Origin of the sequence: Nisaea sediminum (assembly GCF_014904705.1) — a bacterium.
GTDB classification, from domain to species: Bacteria; Pseudomonadota; Alphaproteobacteria; order Thalassobaculales; family Thalassobaculaceae; genus Nisaea; species Nisaea sediminum.
The window spans coordinates 700,505-718,771 of the sequence record NZ_JACZCQ010000003.1; the positions used below are offsets into that span (position 1 = coordinate 700,505).

General features: G+C 60.7%; 15 protein-coding genes. 3 read left to right on the forward strand and 12 right to left on the reverse strand.

The window, feature by feature from the left end; genetic code table 11:
- Position 1 precedes the first annotated feature (1 nt).
- On the reverse strand, positions 2–1,210 hold the full coding sequence (locus tag IG122_RS08415) for a CaiB/BaiF CoA transferase family protein (RefSeq protein ID WP_193182370.1): 1,209 nt from the start codon (positions 1,208–1,210) through the stop codon (positions 2–4).
- A gap of 123 nt (positions 1,211–1,333) precedes the next feature.
- Between IG122_RS08415 and IG122_RS08420 the strand changes: the two genes are divergently transcribed.
- The 3 genes from IG122_RS08420 to IG122_RS08430 are packed head-to-tail and all read left to right on the forward strand — an operon-like array spanning position 1,334 to position 3,450.
- A complete protein-coding gene (locus IG122_RS08420) occupies positions 1,334–2,164 on the forward strand; it encodes an SDR family oxidoreductase (protein WP_193182372.1) in 831 nt (276 codons plus the stop codon).
- Entirely contained in the window at positions 2,157–2,624 is a 468-nt protein-coding gene (locus IG122_RS08425; protein WP_193182374.1) for a MaoC family dehydratase, read from the forward strand. The genes IG122_RS08420 and IG122_RS08425 overlap by 8 nt, the downstream gene beginning before the upstream one ends.
- Positions 2,625–2,634: 10 nt before the next feature.
- Positions 2,635–3,450: an oxepin-CoA hydrolase, alternative type gene (locus tag IG122_RS08430; protein WP_226893396.1), complete on the forward strand. Its 816-nt coding sequence runs from the start codon at positions 2,635–2,637 to the stop codon at positions 3,448–3,450.
- Between the two features lie 205 nt (positions 3,451–3,655).
- Here IG122_RS08430 and IG122_RS08435 read toward each other — a convergent pair whose 3' ends face one another.
- From IG122_RS08435 to IG122_RS24435, 11 genes are all read right to left on the reverse strand, one after another.
- Positions 3,656–4,525 (reverse strand): NAD(P)-dependent oxidoreductase, encoded by an 870-nt coding sequence (locus IG122_RS08435; protein ID WP_193182376.1) that lies wholly within the window; start codon positions 4,523–4,525, stop codon positions 3,656–3,658.
- 233 nt (positions 4,526–4,758) lie between these two features.
- Positions 4,759–5,862 carry a glycosyltransferase family 4 protein gene (locus tag IG122_RS08440; RefSeq protein ID WP_193182378.1) on the reverse strand — a complete coding sequence of 368 codons (1,104 nt, stop codon included), beginning with the start codon at positions 5,860–5,862 and terminating at the stop codon, positions 4,759–4,761.
- Between the two features lie 6 nt (positions 5,863–5,868).
- Complete coding sequence (locus tag IG122_RS08445) at positions 5,869–6,942, reverse strand: glycosyltransferase family 4 protein (RefSeq protein WP_193182380.1); 1,074 nt, start codon at positions 6,940–6,942, stop codon at positions 5,869–5,871.
- 7 nt (positions 6,943–6,949) lie between these two features.
- Positions 6,950–8,839 carry a glycosyltransferase family 2 protein gene (locus tag IG122_RS24430; RefSeq protein ID WP_193182383.1) on the reverse strand — a complete coding sequence of 630 codons (1,890 nt, stop codon included), beginning with the start codon at positions 8,837–8,839 and terminating at the stop codon, positions 6,950–6,952.
- A gap of 116 nt (positions 8,840–8,955) precedes the next feature.
- A complete protein-coding gene (galE, locus tag IG122_RS08455; RefSeq protein WP_193182385.1) occupies positions 8,956–10,050 on the reverse strand; it encodes a UDP-glucose 4-epimerase GalE in 1,095 nt (364 codons plus the stop codon).
- Positions 10,047–10,841 (reverse strand): class I SAM-dependent methyltransferase, encoded by a 795-nt coding sequence (locus tag IG122_RS08460; protein WP_193182387.1) that lies wholly within the window; start codon positions 10,839–10,841, stop codon positions 10,047–10,049. The genes galE and IG122_RS08460 overlap by 4 nt, the downstream gene beginning before the upstream one ends.
- Positions 10,841–12,079, reverse strand: coding sequence for a glycosyltransferase family 4 protein (locus IG122_RS08465; RefSeq protein ID WP_193182390.1), 1,239 nt, complete (start codon positions 12,077–12,079; stop codon positions 10,841–10,843). The genes IG122_RS08460 and IG122_RS08465 overlap by 1 nt, the downstream gene beginning before the upstream one ends.
- Before the next feature lie 3 nt (positions 12,080–12,082).
- Positions 12,083–12,856, reverse strand: coding sequence for a hypothetical protein (locus IG122_RS08470; protein ID WP_193182392.1), 774 nt, complete (start codon positions 12,854–12,856; stop codon positions 12,083–12,085).
- Between the two features lie 5 nt (positions 12,857–12,861).
- Complete coding sequence (locus tag IG122_RS08475; protein WP_193182394.1) at positions 12,862–14,214, reverse strand: HlyD family type I secretion periplasmic adaptor subunit; 1,353 nt, start codon at positions 14,212–14,214, stop codon at positions 12,862–12,864.
- Positions 14,211–15,971, reverse strand: a complete 1,761-nt coding sequence (locus tag IG122_RS08480; RefSeq protein ID WP_193182395.1) for a type I secretion system permease/ATPase — start codon at positions 15,969–15,971, stop codon at positions 14,211–14,213. Before IG122_RS08480 ends, IG122_RS08475 begins: the two co-directional genes overlap by 4 nt.
- The gene (locus tag IG122_RS24435; RefSeq protein WP_193182397.1) at positions 15,968–18,232 is read right to left on the reverse strand and encodes a glycosyltransferase family 2 protein; all 2,265 of its coding nucleotides are present in this window, start codon (positions 18,230–18,232) and stop codon (positions 15,968–15,970) included. The genes IG122_RS08480 and IG122_RS24435 overlap by 4 nt, the downstream gene beginning before the upstream one ends.
- Between the last annotated feature and the right edge of the window lie 35 nt (positions 18,233–18,267).

The window sequence follows — 18,267 nt, forward strand, 5'->3', positions numbered from 1 at the left end:
CTCATATGATCCCTTTTGCCACCAACTGCTCAATCTCCGTATCATCGAGACCCAGAAGGTCTTTATAAACATAATCGTTGTCCGCCGCGATGCCCTTGGCGGCCCAGCGAATCCGGCCCGGATTCCTGCGGAACCGGGGCACGAGGCCCTGCATTCGTACTTTTCCGAAATCTTCGTCCTCAACCTGTGCGATCGCGTCGCGCGCAATGAACTGCGGATCGGCAAAGATCTGGTCGATGGAATAGATCGGCGCGAGTGTTCCCCCCGTTGCGCGGAACGCGGCGACAGCTTCCTCCTGGGTGTGGGAGGCAATCCAGCCGCCAAAAACGCGATCCAGTTCCTCCACATTGGCCACGCGCGCGCTGTTGTCGCAGAATCGCGGGTCATCGATCAGGTCCGGGCGTCCGATCGCGCGCGCGTTGTTTGCGAAGGTGCGCGCGGTGCTGCCGGCTACTGTCACGTAACGCTTGTCGGAGGTGAGATAGACGTCTGACGGTGCCGAATACGCATTCCGGTTGCCGGCGCGTTCGCGGACCGCGCCGAGCTGGTCGTATTCGATGGCCAGCACCTCAATGATGCGGAGCAACGCTTCGGTCAGGGAGAGGTCGATCTCCTCGCCCTGCTGGTCGCCCTGCGCCACGCGCCAGAGCGCGGCCATGATCGCGAAGGCTCCGAAGAGCCCTCCGATCGGATCGCCGATTGGATAACCGGTGTGCATCGGCGGCCTGTCGGCGTCGCCGGAGATTGCGGTCAGGCCGCCCATGGCCTCGAAGATGCGTGCCAGTCCCGACATCTCGCGGTAGGGCCCGTCCTGTCCGAAACCGCTGAGACGCAGGATCACGAGCTTCGGGTTCGCCTTCCAGAGCGTATCGACGTCCAGCCCCCAACGATCCAGCGTGCCCGGACGAAAATTCTCGACCAGCACGTCGTTCTGCGCGACGAGCCGCAGGAACAGCTCCTTGCCTTCCTCCCGGCGCAGGTCGAGCGTTCCGAAATATTTGCCGCGGTTCGTGACCTTCCACCACAGCGACTTGCCTTCCTTGAGAGGAGGGAACCCGCGCAGTCCGTCGCCGACACCCGGAAGTTCCAGCTTCACTACCTCCGCACCGAAATCGGCCATCATCGTGGCGGCCATCGGACCCGCGATGATGGTGGCTATGTCCAGCACGCGAAGACCGGCGAGCGGCCCCATTCCCCGGGTTTTCGTCATTCTTCGACTCCCTAAAACTCAAATCGTTCTATCTTATCATTCTTATAATTCAAATTATTTCTCTATTGATGCAATATATTAGTCCGACATAAGGTGCGCGGGAAGTGATTGGAAGGAAGTGCCATGACGAAACCGCTGAACGACAGGGTCGTGCTGATTACGGGCGCAAGCCGGGGGATCGGGCGTCAAATCGCGCTGACGGCGGCGGAACAAGGCGCGGCCGTGGTCATCGCCGCGAAGTCGGACACCGCTCACGCCAAGCTGCCCGGCACGATCCACAGTGTGGCGGAAGAGGTTCGTCAGCGCGGGGGCAAGGCGCTTCCCCTACGGCTGGACGTGCGTGACGATCAGTCCATCGATGCCATGATGCGCGCGGTGGATAACGAATTCGGCCGGTTGGACGCGCTCGTTAACAACGCTGGGGCTATCCGGTTAGAAGGCGCGGCCGACCTCGAGATGAAGCGCTTCGATCTGATCCACATGATCAATACCCGGGCGGTTCTCGCCTGCACCAAGGCGGCGCTTCCCCTGCTCGAGAGATCGGACACCCCCCATGTCCTGAGCCTGGCCCCGCCGCTGAATCTGTCTCCCGACTGGCTAGGTCGCTATGCCCCGTATACCGTGACAAAATACGGCATGACGCTGCTGTCGCTCGGCATGGCCGAGGAGTTCAGGGGGCGCCGGATCGCCGTCAACACCTTGTGGCCGCGCACCACAATTGCGACCGCCGCCGTGGAATTCGAAGTCGGCGCCGACTACCTTGCCCGCTCGCGCACCCCGCAGATCGTCGCGGACGCCGCCTGCCGGATCCTCTCCACGCCCCCCACCGAGTTGACGGGTCAAAGCCTTGTGGACGAAACCTATCTCAGGTCCTGCGGGGTGACGGAGTTCGACATCTACCGGCACGATCCCGCGGGCGGGGACCTTGCACTGGACCTCTTCATCGATGCCTGACGTCTCGCCGAAATACATCTCGCGCGCTGACTACGAGGCACTCGTCGGGCAGGAGATCGGTCTCTCGCACTGGATCACCGTTACGCAGGAGCGGATTGACCAGTTCGCCGCCTGCACCGGCGACCATCAGTATATCCACACCGATCCCGAGCGTGCCCGTCACGGGCCGTTCGGCAAGACGATTGCGCACGGTTTTCTCACCCTCTCCATGATCGCGGAGATGATGCAGAAGCTCCCGCGGATGGAGGGTGTCCGGACGAACGTGAACTACGGGCTCGACAAGGTGCGGTTCATCTCTCCGGTGCCGGTCGACAGCCGTCTGAGGGGGCGGTTCACACTTTCCGGCCTGACCGAGGTGAAGCCGGCCGTCATCGAGACCGTCTTCGCGGTGCGGGTGGAGATCGAGGGAAACGAGAAGCCCGCTCTCATTGCGGACTGGCGGGCACGCAGGTGTTTCTGAAGCGGGTACTTTGTTTTCAACGAAAGGAAGCGGCGTGAACAACTCATCGACCAGGGTGGTGAACGAACGGCGGGGCAACATCCTGCTTCTGACCCTTGACGGCGCCGAGACCCGAAATGCCATCGGCCCCGATGTCTATCCCGTCCTGCAGGCCCACATCGTGAATGCCGAACAGGACCCCGAGATCGGCGCGATCATCCTGACCGGGGCGAATGGTTATTTTTCGTCTGGCGGCAACGTGAATGCACTGAAGGCCAGCGGAGCCTCCACCCTGGCCGCAGCGACCGGCAACACCGACAAGCTGAACGCCCTCATCCTTTCTATTGCTCAGAGTTCCAAACCCATCATCGCGGCCGTCGAGGGCGGAGCGGCAGGAGCGGGATTTTCGCTTTGCTTGGCTTGCGACATGATTGTCGCTAGCGAAGACGCCCGCTTCACCGCCGCCTATGTGCGGGTTGGCCTGAGCCCGGATGGTGGCGCAACGCATTTCCTCACGCGCGCTCTTCCGCGCCAACTCGTCAACGAAATCTGCATGCTGGGGAGGCCGGTGGCGGCCCTTCGCCTCTATGCTGCAGGTTTGATCAACAGCTGTTATCCGGCAGGAGGAGCAATAGATGCCTCCCTTGAGCTGGCGAGCGAGATAGCGGCAGGACCGCCGAACGCAATGAGGAAAATCAAGGAGCTTATTTGCATCGCCGGTTCAAGTGATCTGCCGGCCCAGCTTGCCATCGAAGCACGTGCGATCAATCTTGCCCGGTTTGGCGACGAAGCGGCCGAAGGTCTGTCAGCATTTGTCGAAAAAAGAAAAGCGAATTTTCAGCGCTAGTCGGCAGGGCGATTCCGGCAGCTTGTATCGAGTTTCCCTGTATTTTCCCAGTTATCAAGGATCCCCACACCGGAGCACGGTTCGCCCTCACCTGCCCGCACAGCCAACTCCCTGACCGAACGCCAAGCCAACTCGCCGAATAACCGGATCTGCGCATGTCCGATTGACCGCCCCTGAGCGCAAGTCGGGTGACGTACACCTACACTCAGGCCTTCGGATACATCTTCACGATCGAGCAGCCGTCCTCCTCGGCATGGCCTTGGGCGACATGGAGACGGAAGAGTGTCAGCGCCTGCCCCGCCATCGGCATGGCGAGCGGCAGGTCCTTGGTCGCGCTGTGCAGCATCTCCAGATCCTTGAGGATCTGCCGCGCGTAACCGGTCGGCGCGAAGTCCTCGGCAGCCAGCCGCGGCATCAGCGTCTTCAGCAGGTTCGAGCCGGCGTGGCCGGTTTCCAGCGCCTCCGGGATTTTGCTCGCATCCACGCCGAAGGCCTCCGCGAGGCGGAAGGATTCGGCGATCACGCAATAATTGGTCAGCACCAGGGACTGGTTGACCAGCTTGGTCGCCTGTCCGGCGCCGATCCCGCCCATCAGCGTCGCCCGGCCGAGTCCGCCTAGGATCGGGGCGACGCTGGCGAAATCCTGCTCGCGCCCGCCGGCCATGATCGCGAGCGTTCCGTCCCGTGCCGCCTGCGGTCCGCCGGAGACCGGCGCGTCGACGAAGCCGACGCCCGACCTGGCGAGAGCCTCGTCGAGCTCCCGCGTCAAAGGAATGTCCGTTGTCGAATGATCCACCACGACCAAACCGTCGCGGCCCGGTGCCGACAGGATCCCGTCCTTGCCGCGGATGACAGCGTCCACAGCGGCGGGCGTGGTGACGCAGATCAGCACGTGATCGGCCTCCGCAGCGACCTCGGACGCTGAGCCTACGGTGCGGGCGCCGAGACTTTCGGCGGCCGCCCTCGCCTCCGGCCTCACATCGGTGCCGACAACCGGATGGCCGTTGGCGATCAGACGCTCCACGAAACCGAGCCCCATCAGGCCGAGGCCGACAAATCCGACGGTGACAGTCATGGCAGCCCTTTCAGAGACAGATGTCCGGAAGGGCGATTGTTGCCGCCGGGAAGAGTGAGGGCAAGCGGAGGGACAGGGCGGGAAGTGCACGCGGCACGCACCATTCGCGTGGAATACTCAAGAAAGCGAACACGGATCAAGCGACGAGAACGCTCAAACGACCGCAACCCGCATAATAGATCTTCAGCGCCTTTCATTACAATCAAAAAATTCAGTGAATGAAATTTCAAAAATTAATTATTCAAAACTCTTTGTAAAACATCATATATCTTATCCGCCATAGAACTCAAAGTATATTTTTTTACTATATAGTCTCTCCCCTTATGACATGGTTTTGATTTTTTACTATAATCATCGAAAACTCCCCTCAACGCCCGGGCCGCATCATGCACATCTGGCTCCCAGAACGTATTTCCCGCAAAACCATAATGATTTTTCATGTTGTAACCGAACTCACTTTGGATTCCGGCCACTTCCGTCTCAGTCGCTTGGACGCGGTAGACTCCGGTTCTCGGCAAGCTTTCCGCCATTGCAGTCGAGGCAGGCGCGACCACTGGCTTTCCACAAAGCAAACCCTCATGAAGCGGCATGCACCATCCTTCCCCGCGAGACAGCGAAACGACGCAATCCGCTCGATTGTACATGCGGCACATCCAGGGTGGTGAGGTCGTTCCGCTGAAAGCGCTGACCTCGATATTTGAAGGAAGCTGCCTGCTCTCTGATAATAAATGACTAACCCCATCTTTTTCTAATCCGCTGAAGCAATGAAGACGGAGGTGTACCTTCTCCCCTGCTGAAAACGCCCCCTTGAACGCCGGAAAAAGAAGATCGACTCCCTTCCTATATGAATAAGATCCGACAAATAAAAATGTAAAATCGTCTTTACCTTCATTTCTATATTTTAGGTAAGGCTTGAATACATTAGGATCTACGTATTGATGACAAATATAAACATTATTAAAATATCTCTTAAATATTTTTTCGTCGAACGCTCCGGGAACAATAATAGAATCTGCGCTCCTAAGGCTTTCGATCCACTCCGGCTTTAAATCTCCTAAAGCGTTTTGTGTATATACGACGGTTGGAATTCCTAAATTATTACTTCCTTCCGGAGTGCCAACGCGGAGGGCCACATCGCACTGCAGAGGAGAGTCAGACTCTGGCACGCCCATCAATTCGTCTTTATTGGAAATTCCTTCATCCCATCGCGCTTTCCTTGATTTCACCTGGAGTTCTAAGTTGGTGTGGCGCTTCAATGAAAGCAGGATAGCTCTGGAAAGAGCCCCGTAACCTGAGGCTTTCAGGTGCCTGTTTCCATCATCAACAAATACCCGCATATCATTTCACTCGCAGGTCAGAACGTCGATTATGGAAGCGCATGCCGACCGGGTCGTGTATTCAGACGCTGTGGAGATCGCTTGAATGCACATTTTCCGCCGTGTCGTCGATGGGGATTTCGCGAACTCTCGGACCACTCGAAAGACTTCTTCTTCGTCACGGACATCAACCAAAAAGCCGTTTTCCCGGTGCCGGACATACTCACTGGCTCCACCAAACATAGGCAGCACTGGGGTCGCCCCGCAGGCCATAGCTTCCAGACCGGTACGTCCAAAGGCCTGATAGTCTGAAAGATCCAGAAAAATGTCGGTTTGTCGCAGAACCTGCGCAACCTGTTCGCGGGTCAGGCGGTCCAGATGCTGGACTGAAGCAGCCAAGTTGAGGCCATAATCACGCAACTGCTCGCGATTGCATCCGAAAGTCGTCACGCCGACACCTTCGCCGTATTCAGCCACGATCTTGTTCACGACCCTGCATGTGCGACGCGGCGCGCGGCGCGGCGTGCTCGGGCGTATCATTGCTGCGATCTTTAGCTTTCCACCCTTAGGCTTGGTCAACAGCGGGAAGAAAGTACCGTGATCGATGCTTGCCTTGACGCGCGACACGCGCATCCCGTGACAACGCTCGACGGTTTCACAGATCCAGTCGGTCTTGGCAAAAGCTTTCATAATGAGGTTGTGCTCGTAAGACTGTGCCGCCGCCAGCCAGTCCGGGCTTCCCTTTTCGAAGAACAATGGCTCGTAGTCCTGAATGTAGTAAAAAAGTTTCGGCCTCTTCCTCTCGGGCACATCATTCCAAGCGGAAATGATATCCGGCACTGATGTCGCCACCGTCACGACGGCGATGTCAGAGTCAGCCAAAATCTTTTTCATCGCTTCGCGCGTTCCGTATGACCGAACACCGGAAGCGATATCGGGCAGCGACGCATAGGCATTCGTGAATGTTTCGTAATTCTTGTCATCGACCGCGATCTTCGCGTTGATACCCATCTTCTGCAGCCCGGAAACCTCCTGAACGACAGAATTGGCACCACCGGAATAACCTCCAGCCGGCAGTAAGTAGCAAACATTTCCGATCATCTTTGCCTCACGCGACAGACTGCTTTTTCATGGGTTCGATGTATTCTCGGATCTGCTGAAGTCCCGGAACTTGCAGCATGGCGGTCTCCAGGAACTTCATCCGCGCTTCGCCATAGCGTCCAATCAGTATCTTGTTGGCTCTGGTCGACAAATCCTTGCGCCTTTCGGCGCCAAAACTTGCGGATTTGTGGTGGTATACATAGACATGGTCGGCGACACGCAGCTTGAAGCCGCTATCGACCGCTCGCATACAGAAGTCATTTTCTTCCCCGTATCCCTGCGGAAAGGTGATTTCGTCGAACAACCCGATCGCATCGATCACGTCCCTCCTGATCGCGAGACAGAACCCGTTGAGCACAGGCACTTCCGGAAACTTTTTCATGGAAGCCTGGCGTAGCGTTTCCGCCATGCTCTCGGGGGTCTCGCCGCGCGCCAACTTGTTGACGCACCACCCGTTTTCGTCCTTCACCTTGGGGATCGACTGCCAGCTGGCTGCATTCGATAGCGGCCCAGCCATTCCGGTGTCGTCGCAGACGTTCAAACACTCGATCAGCCCGGTCAACCATCCCGGCGTAACCAGGGTATCCGAGTTCAGGATGATGAGGGTCTTCCCAACTGCAGACTTGATCGCCTTGTTGACGGCGCGTGTGTAGCCTTCGTTTTGCGCGTTGCGCATAACGCGGCACCAGGGTTTATCGGCCGCAAATCGATAGAGAACTTCCGAAGTGTCCGAAAAGGACCCGTCATCTACAAGGGTAATGAGATGCGGGATGTTCGAGTGCCGCTCCAATGATTTCAGACACATCTCTACAGCATGGGGCGAATTGAAGACCGGAACGATTATTTCCGGAACATCAATCTGATCGTAGATTGCCCATTGATCAGCGGGGCTTTCGATTTCAATGGAGCCTTCCGGCTGTCCGCTAACTTCTTTCCATTGATCGCGCACCGCCGGATCTTCGAAGTCGCGAAGTGGTCCTTCAGTATTCGCTTTCCAGTCCCGTCCCATGAACATGCTGGGCGGGGAGATTGTCAGGTCTGCGGCTCCGATGAGATCAAAAATCAGCACCGGCGCTTTGCCGCCGGACGCGGCGCGAGCGGAAACCTCGTTGAGCACCTCCGCCGGTACGGGAATATTGAACTCTTGAATTTGCGCGGCCAAGCGGCCTATCCGTTGGCTCCAGACGCGCTTGAACTGGCTATTCTCCCGATATCCCAGCGCGATCTTGCCAACGAACTCTTGCCCCACAGATTTTTTTGCAACAGCAAAACAAACTGACAGAGGGCTCACGAGGAAAGACCGCGGCGCCTTCATCTCAAAGAACAGCCTTAAATGGGCGTCACGAAGAGGACACCGCAGGCGGACTCCAGGCAAGATGCTGCCAAGCGCAGAGAATTTGAACCCTTCGATAGACTCGCAGCTAAAGTTGCTTATTCCAAGAGCACTCTTGCCGGCTTCGACCCAGATTCCGGGAGCAATGATCTGTCCCCCATTCTCAATCACGCCGGTGATGGCGAGCGGACTGCGGATCGTTGGATTGAGTATAAGCCCTTCATCGAGCTCAACGGGAGGAGCGTTGTAAGGCTCGCCGACGATGTTAATTGGCGATCCGGGCAACTCCTTGTCAGTCCCAGCCAACCTGACGGAAAGCTTTTGAGGACGCCCGGTAAACAGAGTTGGAGGAATGGTAAAGAAGAACGCGTGACACCCGTCGCCTACCCCCGCGCCCTTCAAGTCATCGCGGTATTGGTCAGCTGCAGCAATGCCAATATGCTGGTCTCCAAGAATGATATCGACAGAATTGCAGACAGAGGTTCCGTCATAGGCCCATCCCGCGATGGTATTTCCATCGAAACTGTCTAGATGGCCGAACTCTACCGTAAGATCTAAAGCCACATTCCCAACTCCCAACATGTTTGCTCGTTCGATGTTTCTACCGAGCGACGCCCATCGAAAATGAGGGCCAAAGTTCCGGAGAAGACGACGGTCCGGATTTGACTTCAGCCAATCTTTTAATTCGGCCTTCGCTCATCCCCGCGGTCCGCCGACCGCGCCGGCAGCCCTGCCCTTTGGCCGTAACTCCGCGCAAGTTCTCCCGCTTCGTGCCGAGGCAATGTCTGTTCGATAATCAATTCCAACTCCGACAATCTGGGCCTCCAACCCAATAGGCTCGTGGCGCGACTTAGACCGGCGAGCAGGACTGCTGGATCTCCTTCTCTCCTCACGCTGCTCCGGGCCTTCAATTTCCTGCCAGTTAAACGCTCGATCGACTTGATCACTTGTTTGACAGATCGTCCGATTCCAGATCCGAGATTGATCTCGCCGCTCTCCCCTCCATCAAGCAGCCGCCGCACCGCCAGCACATGTCCCTCGGCCAGGTCGCTGACATGCACGTAGTCCCTGACGCAGGTCCCGTCGGGCGTGTCGTAGTCGGTGCCGAAGATCACGAGTTCGTCGCGCAGGCCGAGCGCGGCCTGGATGGCGAGCGGGATCAGATGCGTCTCGGGATCGTGATTCTCCCGGAGTTCGCCTTCCGGATCCGCCCCCGCGGCGTTGAAATAGCGCAGCGCGCAGTAGCGCAGCCCGTATGCCGCTGCCGCATCGGCGAGTATGTCCTCCACCATGTTCTTGCTGCGCCCGTAGGGATTGATCGGCCGGCGCGGATGGGTTTCCGGGATCGGCACGATTTCCGGCTCGCCATAGACCGCCGCCGTCGAGGAGAAGACGATCCTGCCGATCCCGGCCCTGCGCATACAGCGCAGCAGCGTCTGCGAACCGGAGACATTGACATCGTAGTAATCGAGCGGCTCGCGGACGGAGGTTCCGGCCTCGATCAGGCCGGCGAAATGCAGCACGGCCTCGGGCCGGTAGGTCGCCATTACCGAATTGAGCCGAGCCTCGTCCCGGATATCTCCGATCTCGAGCGGGCCCCACCGCACCGCTGCTGCAATCCCGTTGCTGAGATCGTCATAGGTCACGGGCAGGTAACCGGCGCGCGACAACGCCTTGCAGGTGTGGCTGCCGATGAAACCGGCCCCTCCCGTGACCAGCACGACTGGCCTTGCCGCTCCGCCCACCCGGCGGTCATGCGAACTCGCCGCGCTCATTTCTCGAACACCAGAATGTCCTGGAAGGGCGTACCCGGCGCGGGATTGGCGTAGGGCCAGTGCCCCTCGGCGCGATTGACGAGCGCATATCCGGAACGTCGGAGCGCGCAGTCGAGCAGCCAGTCTTCCTCGACCGCCGCGGCCGCGAAGCCGGTATCTTGAGGTGGCGTATAGACTGGCCCAGGCGCGCCGAGATCGAACGGATAGCGATGGTTCACACCCGCCAGCGGCCGGGTCCGCTCGTCGATCACGAAGAAGCTCGCGAACAGCCGTCCACCCGGCACCAGGATCCGGCTGACCTCGGCGAGGTATCGTTCCGTGACCGCTGCGGACAGATGCGTGAAGACAGAAACCATGAGGACGAAATCGAAAGTCTCGTCGGCGATCGGCAGCGTGAGGTCCTCGGCGCCGATCCTTCCACCCGGATTGTAGAGCGGGTGTCGGACGTCGACATGGAAGAATCCGAACCGCTCCCGCTCGTCGCGGATGTTCTGCAGGCACCACTCGACATTCTCGCGCACCACGTCGAAGCCGAAATAGCTGGCATCTGGTCCGAGATAGTATTTCAGCGGCTGCGCGAGCCGCCCGAGCCCGCAGCCGATATCGAGCACGCTCGCGTCCGGATCGAGGCCGCCGAGATCGACCATGAGGCGCAGGAACTCCGCGCCGATAGCGGCATAATCGCCGTCGCCGATCTTTGCATTGGCATCATCCGGAAGCGTTTCTTCCCGTGCGGACAAGTAACAGTCTATCGCGAGTTCGGCCCTGTCCCTCGTCGCATGATCCAGCATCACGCCGCCCTCCGCCGCTCGAAAAGCGCCAGATAATCGGAGGCGGCCTCGTCGAGAGTCCGGACCGGGGCAATGGCGGCGCTCAGTTTTCGCCAAAGGATCTCGTTGCCGGACACATGCTCGATAACCTCGCGCCAGGCCGCCACGTCTCCCGCCCGCACATGCATCCCGTCGACGCGGTCGCGCACAGCCTCCGCCATGCCTCCGATGTCGCTGCACAAGACCGGGCGTTTGAAACTGAAGGCCTCGTTGATGACCAAAGGCGCGTTCTCCCACCAGATCGACGGCACCAGCACCCAGGCCGCGCGCCGCAGAGCGGGGGCCAGATCGTCCCGGTCATAGCGGCCGTGCATCCGGACAAGGTCTCCGGCCCCGTCGACCAGGGAGGCGAGTTCTTCTTTGAATTCCTCGCGCTGATAGAGCGCCGAGCCGTATATGTTGAGAACCGGTTTCTGCTCGCTTGCGTCTGCGGCTTCGAGAAACGCGCGGATCGCAACCAGCGTGCCCTTGGTCTCGCGGAGATTTCCGAAGAGCGCGAAACTGCGGGGGTCTGGCAGCAGCGTCTGCTGCTCTCCAACGTCGGGCGACCAGCCATTCCGGATCACGGCGATCTTGTTGCCTGCAAGCCCCCAGGCAACGAAGCGCTCGCGGAGAAACGCGCTCGGGGCAATCAGCAAATCCGCAAGACCCAAATGCTTCAGGACGAACTCTTTGCGCGCCGCGAAACTCGCGGGCGAGCGCTCGGGGAAACAATTGAAGCAGCGGTCCGGGGTCGGCTCGGAGCAGCGTTCCCCATCCGAATTGAACAGCAGACCGTCGCGCCCGCAGATCAGGTAGTAGTCGTGGAGAGTCACATAGATCCTGGCCCGCGGAAGCTCCTTGCGAACAAGCTTTAGAAACTCAAGACCGAACTGGTTGAAGTGGTGAATGTGGACGATGTTCGGCCGGAAATCGCGAAGGAACCAGGAGACATCGTACAGAAGCGGTTCCAGCGAATAGCGCGACTGCTCGACGGGATCGAATCCGGGCGCGCGGAAGAAGAAGATGGAGGGATCGCCTTCAAGCGCGGTAATGGCCGTTCCCGGGAGTCCCGGACGCAGCCCGGGATCAACCCCGGCAAGCAGTCTTGCCTCCACTCCGGGGCGCTCCCGATAGGCACTGTGCAACCCTTCCGCCATCATTTCGGTGCCTCCGGGATGCAGGGATGAATGATTGTGAACGACGGAGAGAACGCGCATCGGTCAATGGCCTCCGTATGTGACGTAGAGCACGGCGAAAATGGCGAGCAGACCGACACCCGCGACGGCGCCGAGCGCATGCACCCGCTCGAACCAGCGCAAGGCGCCCGGATCATCGAGCCGGTTCAGCCGGGTTTCGGCCTTCTTCAGCCGCTCGTCGCTCCGGACGGCGAAACTCTCGAGCGAGGCGACCTCCTCCCGAAGCGCCTCGACCAAGGCCTGCAGCTCGCCGGACTTGGCGGCTTTCTGCTGTTCGTAGTCCGATGCCGGATGCGCCATGTGAACGAGGCTGACGAGCGCCCGTTCAATGGATTCCATACGGCCAAGCAGAGCATCCATGTCCGGCCCTCCGCCCCCGGCCGGGTTGTTCCCGGAGACAAGCGTCTCGATCTGCGTCCCAGCAACGGATTGAAGCTTCGTACAACGCGGGCCGCGCAGAAGCGGCACGTTGGAGCCCGCAAAGCAGGCGTAGAAGGCGGCCGCATCTTCCGCCCAGAGCTCTTTCGGCAGCGTGAAGACGAAAGCGTGCCGGCCGGAGCCGCCGCCATACTGTACGAGATCTTCGCGATACCGATCGGCGGTCACCTGCCCGATCTGCTCCGGACCGTGGAACAGATCGATTTCCAGCTTCTTGTCCGGATCTCCGGGATCCAGCGCCCAGCCGAAGATCCTTCCGTCCTCGACGGCATCGATGAACCCGTCGTAACCGGCGGCAAGGATGTCGAAATCAGCGTTCGTATCCTTCGTCCCGCCGCTCTTCCGCGATCGCTTGCTCATTCTCTCTACTCCTCCCGGAAGCCGAGGAAGAGCGCGCGGGAGACCGGCGACAGCAGGTACTCGACGAAGGTCCGCTCCTGCGTGGTCAACACGACATCGGCCGGCATACCTGCCTGCAGCTTGAGATTCTTCGCCCGCTCCAGCGCGTCCTCGGTGAGCTTCACGAAGACTTCGTAATAGGTCGCGCCGTTGGTCGGATCGGTCAGACGGTCGGCCGAGATGTGGGTGATGGTGCCCGGGAGCGGATCGGAGTAGCGCTGGTTGATCGCCAGCAGGCGGACCTCGGCGGCCTGCCCCTTGTGCACCGCGTCGATATCGGTCGGACGGACCTTCGCACGCACGAAGAGCGCGTCGTGTGCCGGCAGCAGATCGAAAATCCTCTCGCCGGGCCCCGCGACGCCGCCGGTGCCGAAGAACTGCAGATCGACGACTGTCCCACGGGCAGGTGCACGCAGAACGGTGTTCTCGAGCAGGGAGGCCGCGCTCATCCTCTGTTCGATCGCATCGCTCAGCGCGCCTTCGGTCTCGGTCAGCTCGCCCGCGACACTCATCGTCCGTTCATAGTCGAGATTGGCCAGTTCGAGCCGGGTCCCATTCTCGGCTTCCTGGATGCTCAGAAGCGATGCGCGCAGGGAGTCGATCTCGCCCTGAAGTTCCGCGCCGTCGCGGCGCAGAGCGAGCAGTCGCGGGCGGCGCTCGTATCCGCGCGCGACCAGCGAGGCGACATCATTTTCCTCCGTGCGCGTTAGTTCGAGGCGTTCCATGCGGCTCGCGATCTCGGCGTTCACGCCGTCACGCCGCTGACGCAGCTCCTCGATGCTCGATTGCAGGACCTCGCGGCGCCCTTCCAGATACCGCCGGCGTGCCGAAAGCAGGTCCTTCTCGATATCCATGAGCTGATCGACGAAGATCTCGCCGGACCGTTCCCGAATCTCCTCCGGCCAGACGATCTCTGCCGCCTTCGAGAGCTCCGCCTTGAGCCGCGCCCGCTTTGCCAGAGCGCGAAGATAGCGGGCATCGGCGATACCGAAATTGGCCTGCGCCTGAACAGGATCGAACGTCACGACCGTGTCGCCGCGCTCGACCACCGATCCTTCGGTCACGTGCAGGGTTGCGATCGTGCCGCCATCCTTGCTTTCCACGCTACGCCGGTTGGCCTCGACGCTGAACTCGCCATTCGCCACCACACCGCCCGTCATCGGCAGGAAATAGGCCCAGCCTGCGAAAGCCGCCAATCCGACGCCGAGAAATAGCAGAACACTGCGGATGCTCGAGGCGATCGGGGGATAGCCCTCACTCTGGGAGCCAGGCCCAAGCGCCGGCGAGCCGGCAGATTTCGTCGGAACCAGGATCGTCATGACCGCCCTCCCATGCCAACGAGATGGCCGCCGCGACGTCCTTGCCCCTTCACGCCGATGAAACCGCGCTCGTCGAACAGCAAATCATCGGGTCGGGCGATCCGTTCGATCGTTCCCTCGCGCATGACGATGATGCGGTCGGCAAGCTTGATGAGCGCCGACCGGTGACTGACGACCAGCGAGGTACTCCCATTCGCCTTCGCGTCCTCGAGGGCGGAGACCAGGGACTGTTGCCCTTCCATATCGAGGCTCGCATCCGGCTCGTCGAGCACCAGAAACGGCGGATTGCCGAACAATGCCCGTGCAAGGCCGATACGCTGCGACTGGCCGCCGGTCAGCTTGGCCCCGAACGTTCCGACATCGGTATCGTAGCCATGCGGGAAACGTCCGATCATCGCATGCACGCCGGCACGTTTCGCCGCTTCGATCACCTTCGGTGCCGGAGCCTCGGTCAGCCTCGAGATGTTTTCCCGCACCGTGCCGGAGAACAGCTCGACCTGCTGCGGCAGGTACCCGACATACTGACCGAAATCGTCACGGTTCCAGGTATAGACATCGTGCCCGTCGAGGCGAATGGAGCCGGCGGTCGGAGCCCAAACGCCAACCAGGAGTTTCGCCAGCGTGGATTTGCCTGCAGCCGACGGCCCGATGATGGCAACGAACTCACCGGGCTGAACCGAGAAACTGACATTGCGGATAATCGGCTGCGGCGCACCCGGCGCGGCGAAGACCAGTCGGTCCACATCCAACTGTCCGCTCGGCCGGGGCAAAGGCATCGTCGACCGCGGCCGCTTCTTCAGATCTTCCGCCACCAGTGCGTTGAGGCGCTGCAGCACCGCACGAGCATTGACCCATTCCCGCCAGCTCGAGATGACCGAGCCGAACGGCTGCAACGCCCTGCCGGAAATCATCATCGCCGCGACGAGCGTCGCCGCGATGACTTCACCTTGGACGACGAGATAGGCACCCGCCGCGATAATGCTCATCTGTCCGACAAACTGGATGCCGCGTGAGATCGAGCGAACTTGGCTCGCCCTTTGCTCGGCAACCTGGCTGGTCCGGATGGTCTGGTCGTTCGCGCGTCGCCAGCGTTGGAGGACATGGCGCATCAGCCCCATTCCCTCGATCACCTCGGCATTGCGCAAGGCGTCGCCAAGATCGTTGTAGGCCACCAGGGCCAAATGCTTGGCCTCGGCGGTCGGCTTGCGGACCAGGATCTCGTTGGCGATCGCGAGAACGACCAGCACGGCCGCGCCGGCGAGCGCGACGGTGAAATAGACCGGATGGAGAATGAAGAGTGCGAGGAAGAATATCGGCGACCAGAGAACCTCCATCCCGGCGGAAATATTCTGGCCGCTGACGAACTGGCGCAGATCGCCGATGTCGCGCAGAGTCTCGCTGATATTCCCTTTGCCGCGGAGCGAGCGGCCGAGACCGGCCTCCAGCAGGTTCTCGTTCAGCTGCTGCCCCAGCCAGGTTCCCGTCAGGAGAAAGATCTTCGAGCGGAAGAAGTCGAAGACCACATAGAGCGAAACGCCGATGATCGCCGCGACGGAAATGCCGAACAATGTCGAATAGCTGTGGCTTAACAATACCTTGTTGAAAATATTGATCATGTAGAGCGGCGGCACCAACATCAGCAGGCTGGTGACAAGACTCAAAAGCAACGCGAAGAGCACCGCCCTGGTCGACCTGCGCAGAACCGACGTGACCGGATTGCCGGTGGCCGACGGAGATATCTTGTGCTGCTCGCTCATGCGGACACCGTCACTTTTGGAGATTGAGGGGTGGCGAGCTGCCTCGCGGCCGGCATTTGCTCCTTGAACCAACGGTTCTGATGGAGCCACCGGTTGTATTGCCCGGCGCAGGAGGTCCGATGCAGCTGGTGTTCCCCGATCGATTGCCGCTCGTAATGCCCGAGCGAGACACGCGGCTCGTAGCCGAGCAGCCACCCGGCGGCCCGCAATTTCAGACAGAGGTCGGTATCCTCGAAGTCTCCGACGATGTAGTCCTCGCTCAGTCCGCCGACCGCCTCCCAGGCATCCCGCCGGATCAGAAGGCAGGCGCCGGTCAGTGCGTCCGGACGGGCCGATCTGTTGGCGCCGCGGTGATCCGCGGGATAGCCCTTGAAGAGGGAACGGTTGAAAACGCGCCCGCGGGAATCCCTGTCGAAAACGAGTCCGGCATGCTGGATGGTCCCGTTCGCGAACAGCAGCTTGGGTCCGACAGCTCCCGTGCTCGGACGGCGGACGAGCGCGCGGAGAAGCCCTCTGACCGGGGCCCGGGTCGTCGGAACGACGTCCGAATTCAGCAGAAGCAAGTGGCCGGCACGAGCGAGCCCGGCCCCCGAATTGACAGCCGGCGCATAGCCGAAATTGGCCCGGTGAACAATCACACGGCAGGCAAGGCCGTATAGCTGGTGCATAGCCCGGAGTTGCGCTTCGACGCGGGAGGCGCTCTCCGGATCGTCCACGACATAGATCAGCTCATCGCGCGCACTGTCTTTCTCCATGGCGAGCGCGCTGTATTGCGCCCTCAGGAACGCGAGATTCTTGTAAAGCGGGATGACGATACTCACCCTCGGAGACGGAACCGTCTCACCGATCTCGACCTGCCGCTCCACCCGGTCGCCGCCGACAAACGCCCCATGAAGCGCAGAAACCGTCTTCGCGAGGCCGGACTCGAACAGACTGTCCGACTGCTCAGGATCGGCCGGCAAGGACAGCAGAAGATCCCGCGCGACTCGCACGTCTCCGGTCGCCGGCCCGACCACCAGGGTCCTCGCGTTCCCCGAGACGAGACTGATCCGAAACACCTCGCTTCCGAGGGCAACGGACGCGGCCGGCGTGCGTATCGTAGCGCAGAAGCCCCGGCGGACGTCGTGATCGGGCTCCGCTGTGTCAGGCTTCGGCACACCTCGATGCGTGACCGGCACCAGCACGTCATTAAGTCTGATGGATGTTCCGCCCGGCCCGATCCAGCAGATCTGGTCCATCAGTTCGTGTGGATCCTCGATCCAGCCGAACACCGTCATATGGCCCTCGGCCGTCCTGACTGCCGCCGTGAGACCGACCGATACCGGTCCCGGAAAGGCGGCCACCGGCGTCTTGCTCGCGGACGCGGAAGCATCCAGCTCCCGGAGGAAACCCGGGAGCTTGCGATTCACTTTCCCGAGAAGGCCGACGGCATTCTTCAGCCACTGGATCGCGTTGGCCGCATCCGGGCCGGACGACGCGCACAACTGGAGGAGATAGCTGGTATCAACGAGCCTGGCGTGCCCCGGCTCGATCCGGTGCATCTGTCCCGCAGACCAAAGCAGGAGACTCCCCCGCCAGAGATCGTCGCGCGGAATATCCAGCATCCAGAAGCCGGTCTGCTGCTCCGAGAGGATCAGGGACCGCCCCGACGACCTCCGGAATCCGCCCTCACCCAGGACCTGAACACTTTCCACCCCGCCGATGTCCGCAAGGCCGGTCACGACCAGAAGCATGGAGCCCGGCGCGAGTTCGACAACATGGCCGGCGTCCGGGAGAGCGACAGGCTCCAGCGCATCCGCCAGTGCCTCCGCGAAGGCAAGCGCTTCGGGGTCATTCGACCGTTTCATGTAAACCAGGATGAACTCGATCAATTTCCGCGCGAGATCGACGCGTACCGCGCGGTCCTCGCATGCGCCCAGCAGATCCCGAGCTTCCGCCTGTCCGAAAACGGCCGCCTCGGCGACCTTCCCGTCCGCCAGGAGCTCGCCGGAGATCGACCAGCTCAGATGCATCTCGGGTTCCAACGCGGCTGAAAACAGTGTCAGCACGAGTTGCCTTGTGTCCGACTCCCGAACCGGAACCGAAATGAGCGGGCTCTTCACCGCACGCCCATCAACAACGATGGATATGTCCTTCAGGTCCCGATGCAGCTCGCAGAGCCCCAGCAGGACAAAGAGATCCGGCGCAATTCTCAGACACGCAGGCCTCCTGTCCCTCGGGGAAACCGCAAGCCGGGACTCCCGGCTTGAAATCTGTCCCACGGCACAGTCCGCCCGGACAAACGTCCGGACGCCCC

Coding starts and splice junctions, on each gene's coding strand:
- IG122_RS08415 (WP_193182370.1), bottom strand. CDS start 1,210: ATGACGAAAACCCGGGGAATGGGGCCGCTCGCCGGTCTTCGCGTGCTG.
- IG122_RS08420 (WP_193182372.1), top strand. CDS start 1,334: ATGACGAAACCGCTGAACGACAGGGTCGTGCTGATTACGGGCGCAAGC.
- IG122_RS08425 (WP_193182374.1), top strand. CDS start 2,157: ATGCCTGACGTCTCGCCGAAATACATCTCGCGCGCTGACTACGAGGCA.
- IG122_RS08435 (WP_193182376.1), bottom strand. CDS start 4,525: ATGACTGTCACCGTCGGATTTGTCGGCCTCGGCCTGATGGGGCTCGGT.
- IG122_RS08440 (WP_193182378.1), bottom strand. CDS start 5,862: ATGCGGGTATTTGTTGATGATGGAAACAGGCACCTGAAAGCCTCAGGT.
- IG122_RS08445 (WP_193182380.1), bottom strand. CDS start 6,942: ATGATCGGAAATGTTTGCTACTTACTGCCGGCTGGAGGTTATTCCGGT.
- galE (WP_193182385.1), bottom strand. CDS start 10,050: ATGAGCGCGGCGAGTTCGCATGACCGCCGGGTGGGCGGAGCGGCAAGG.
- IG122_RS08460 (WP_193182387.1), bottom strand. CDS start 10,841: ATGCTGGATCATGCGACGAGGGACAGGGCCGAACTCGCGATAGACTGT.
- IG122_RS08465 (WP_193182390.1), bottom strand. CDS start 12,079: ATGCGCGTTCTCTCCGTCGTTCACAATCATTCATCCCTGCATCCCGGA.
- IG122_RS08470 (WP_193182392.1), bottom strand. CDS start 12,856: ATGAGCAAGCGATCGCGGAAGAGCGGCGGGACGAAGGATACGAACGCT.
- IG122_RS08475 (WP_193182394.1), bottom strand. CDS start 14,214: ATGACGATCCTGGTTCCGACGAAATCTGCCGGCTCGCCGGCGCTTGGG.
- IG122_RS08480 (WP_193182395.1), bottom strand. CDS start 15,971: ATGAGCGAGCAGCACAAGATATCTCCGTCGGCCACCGGCAATCCGGTC.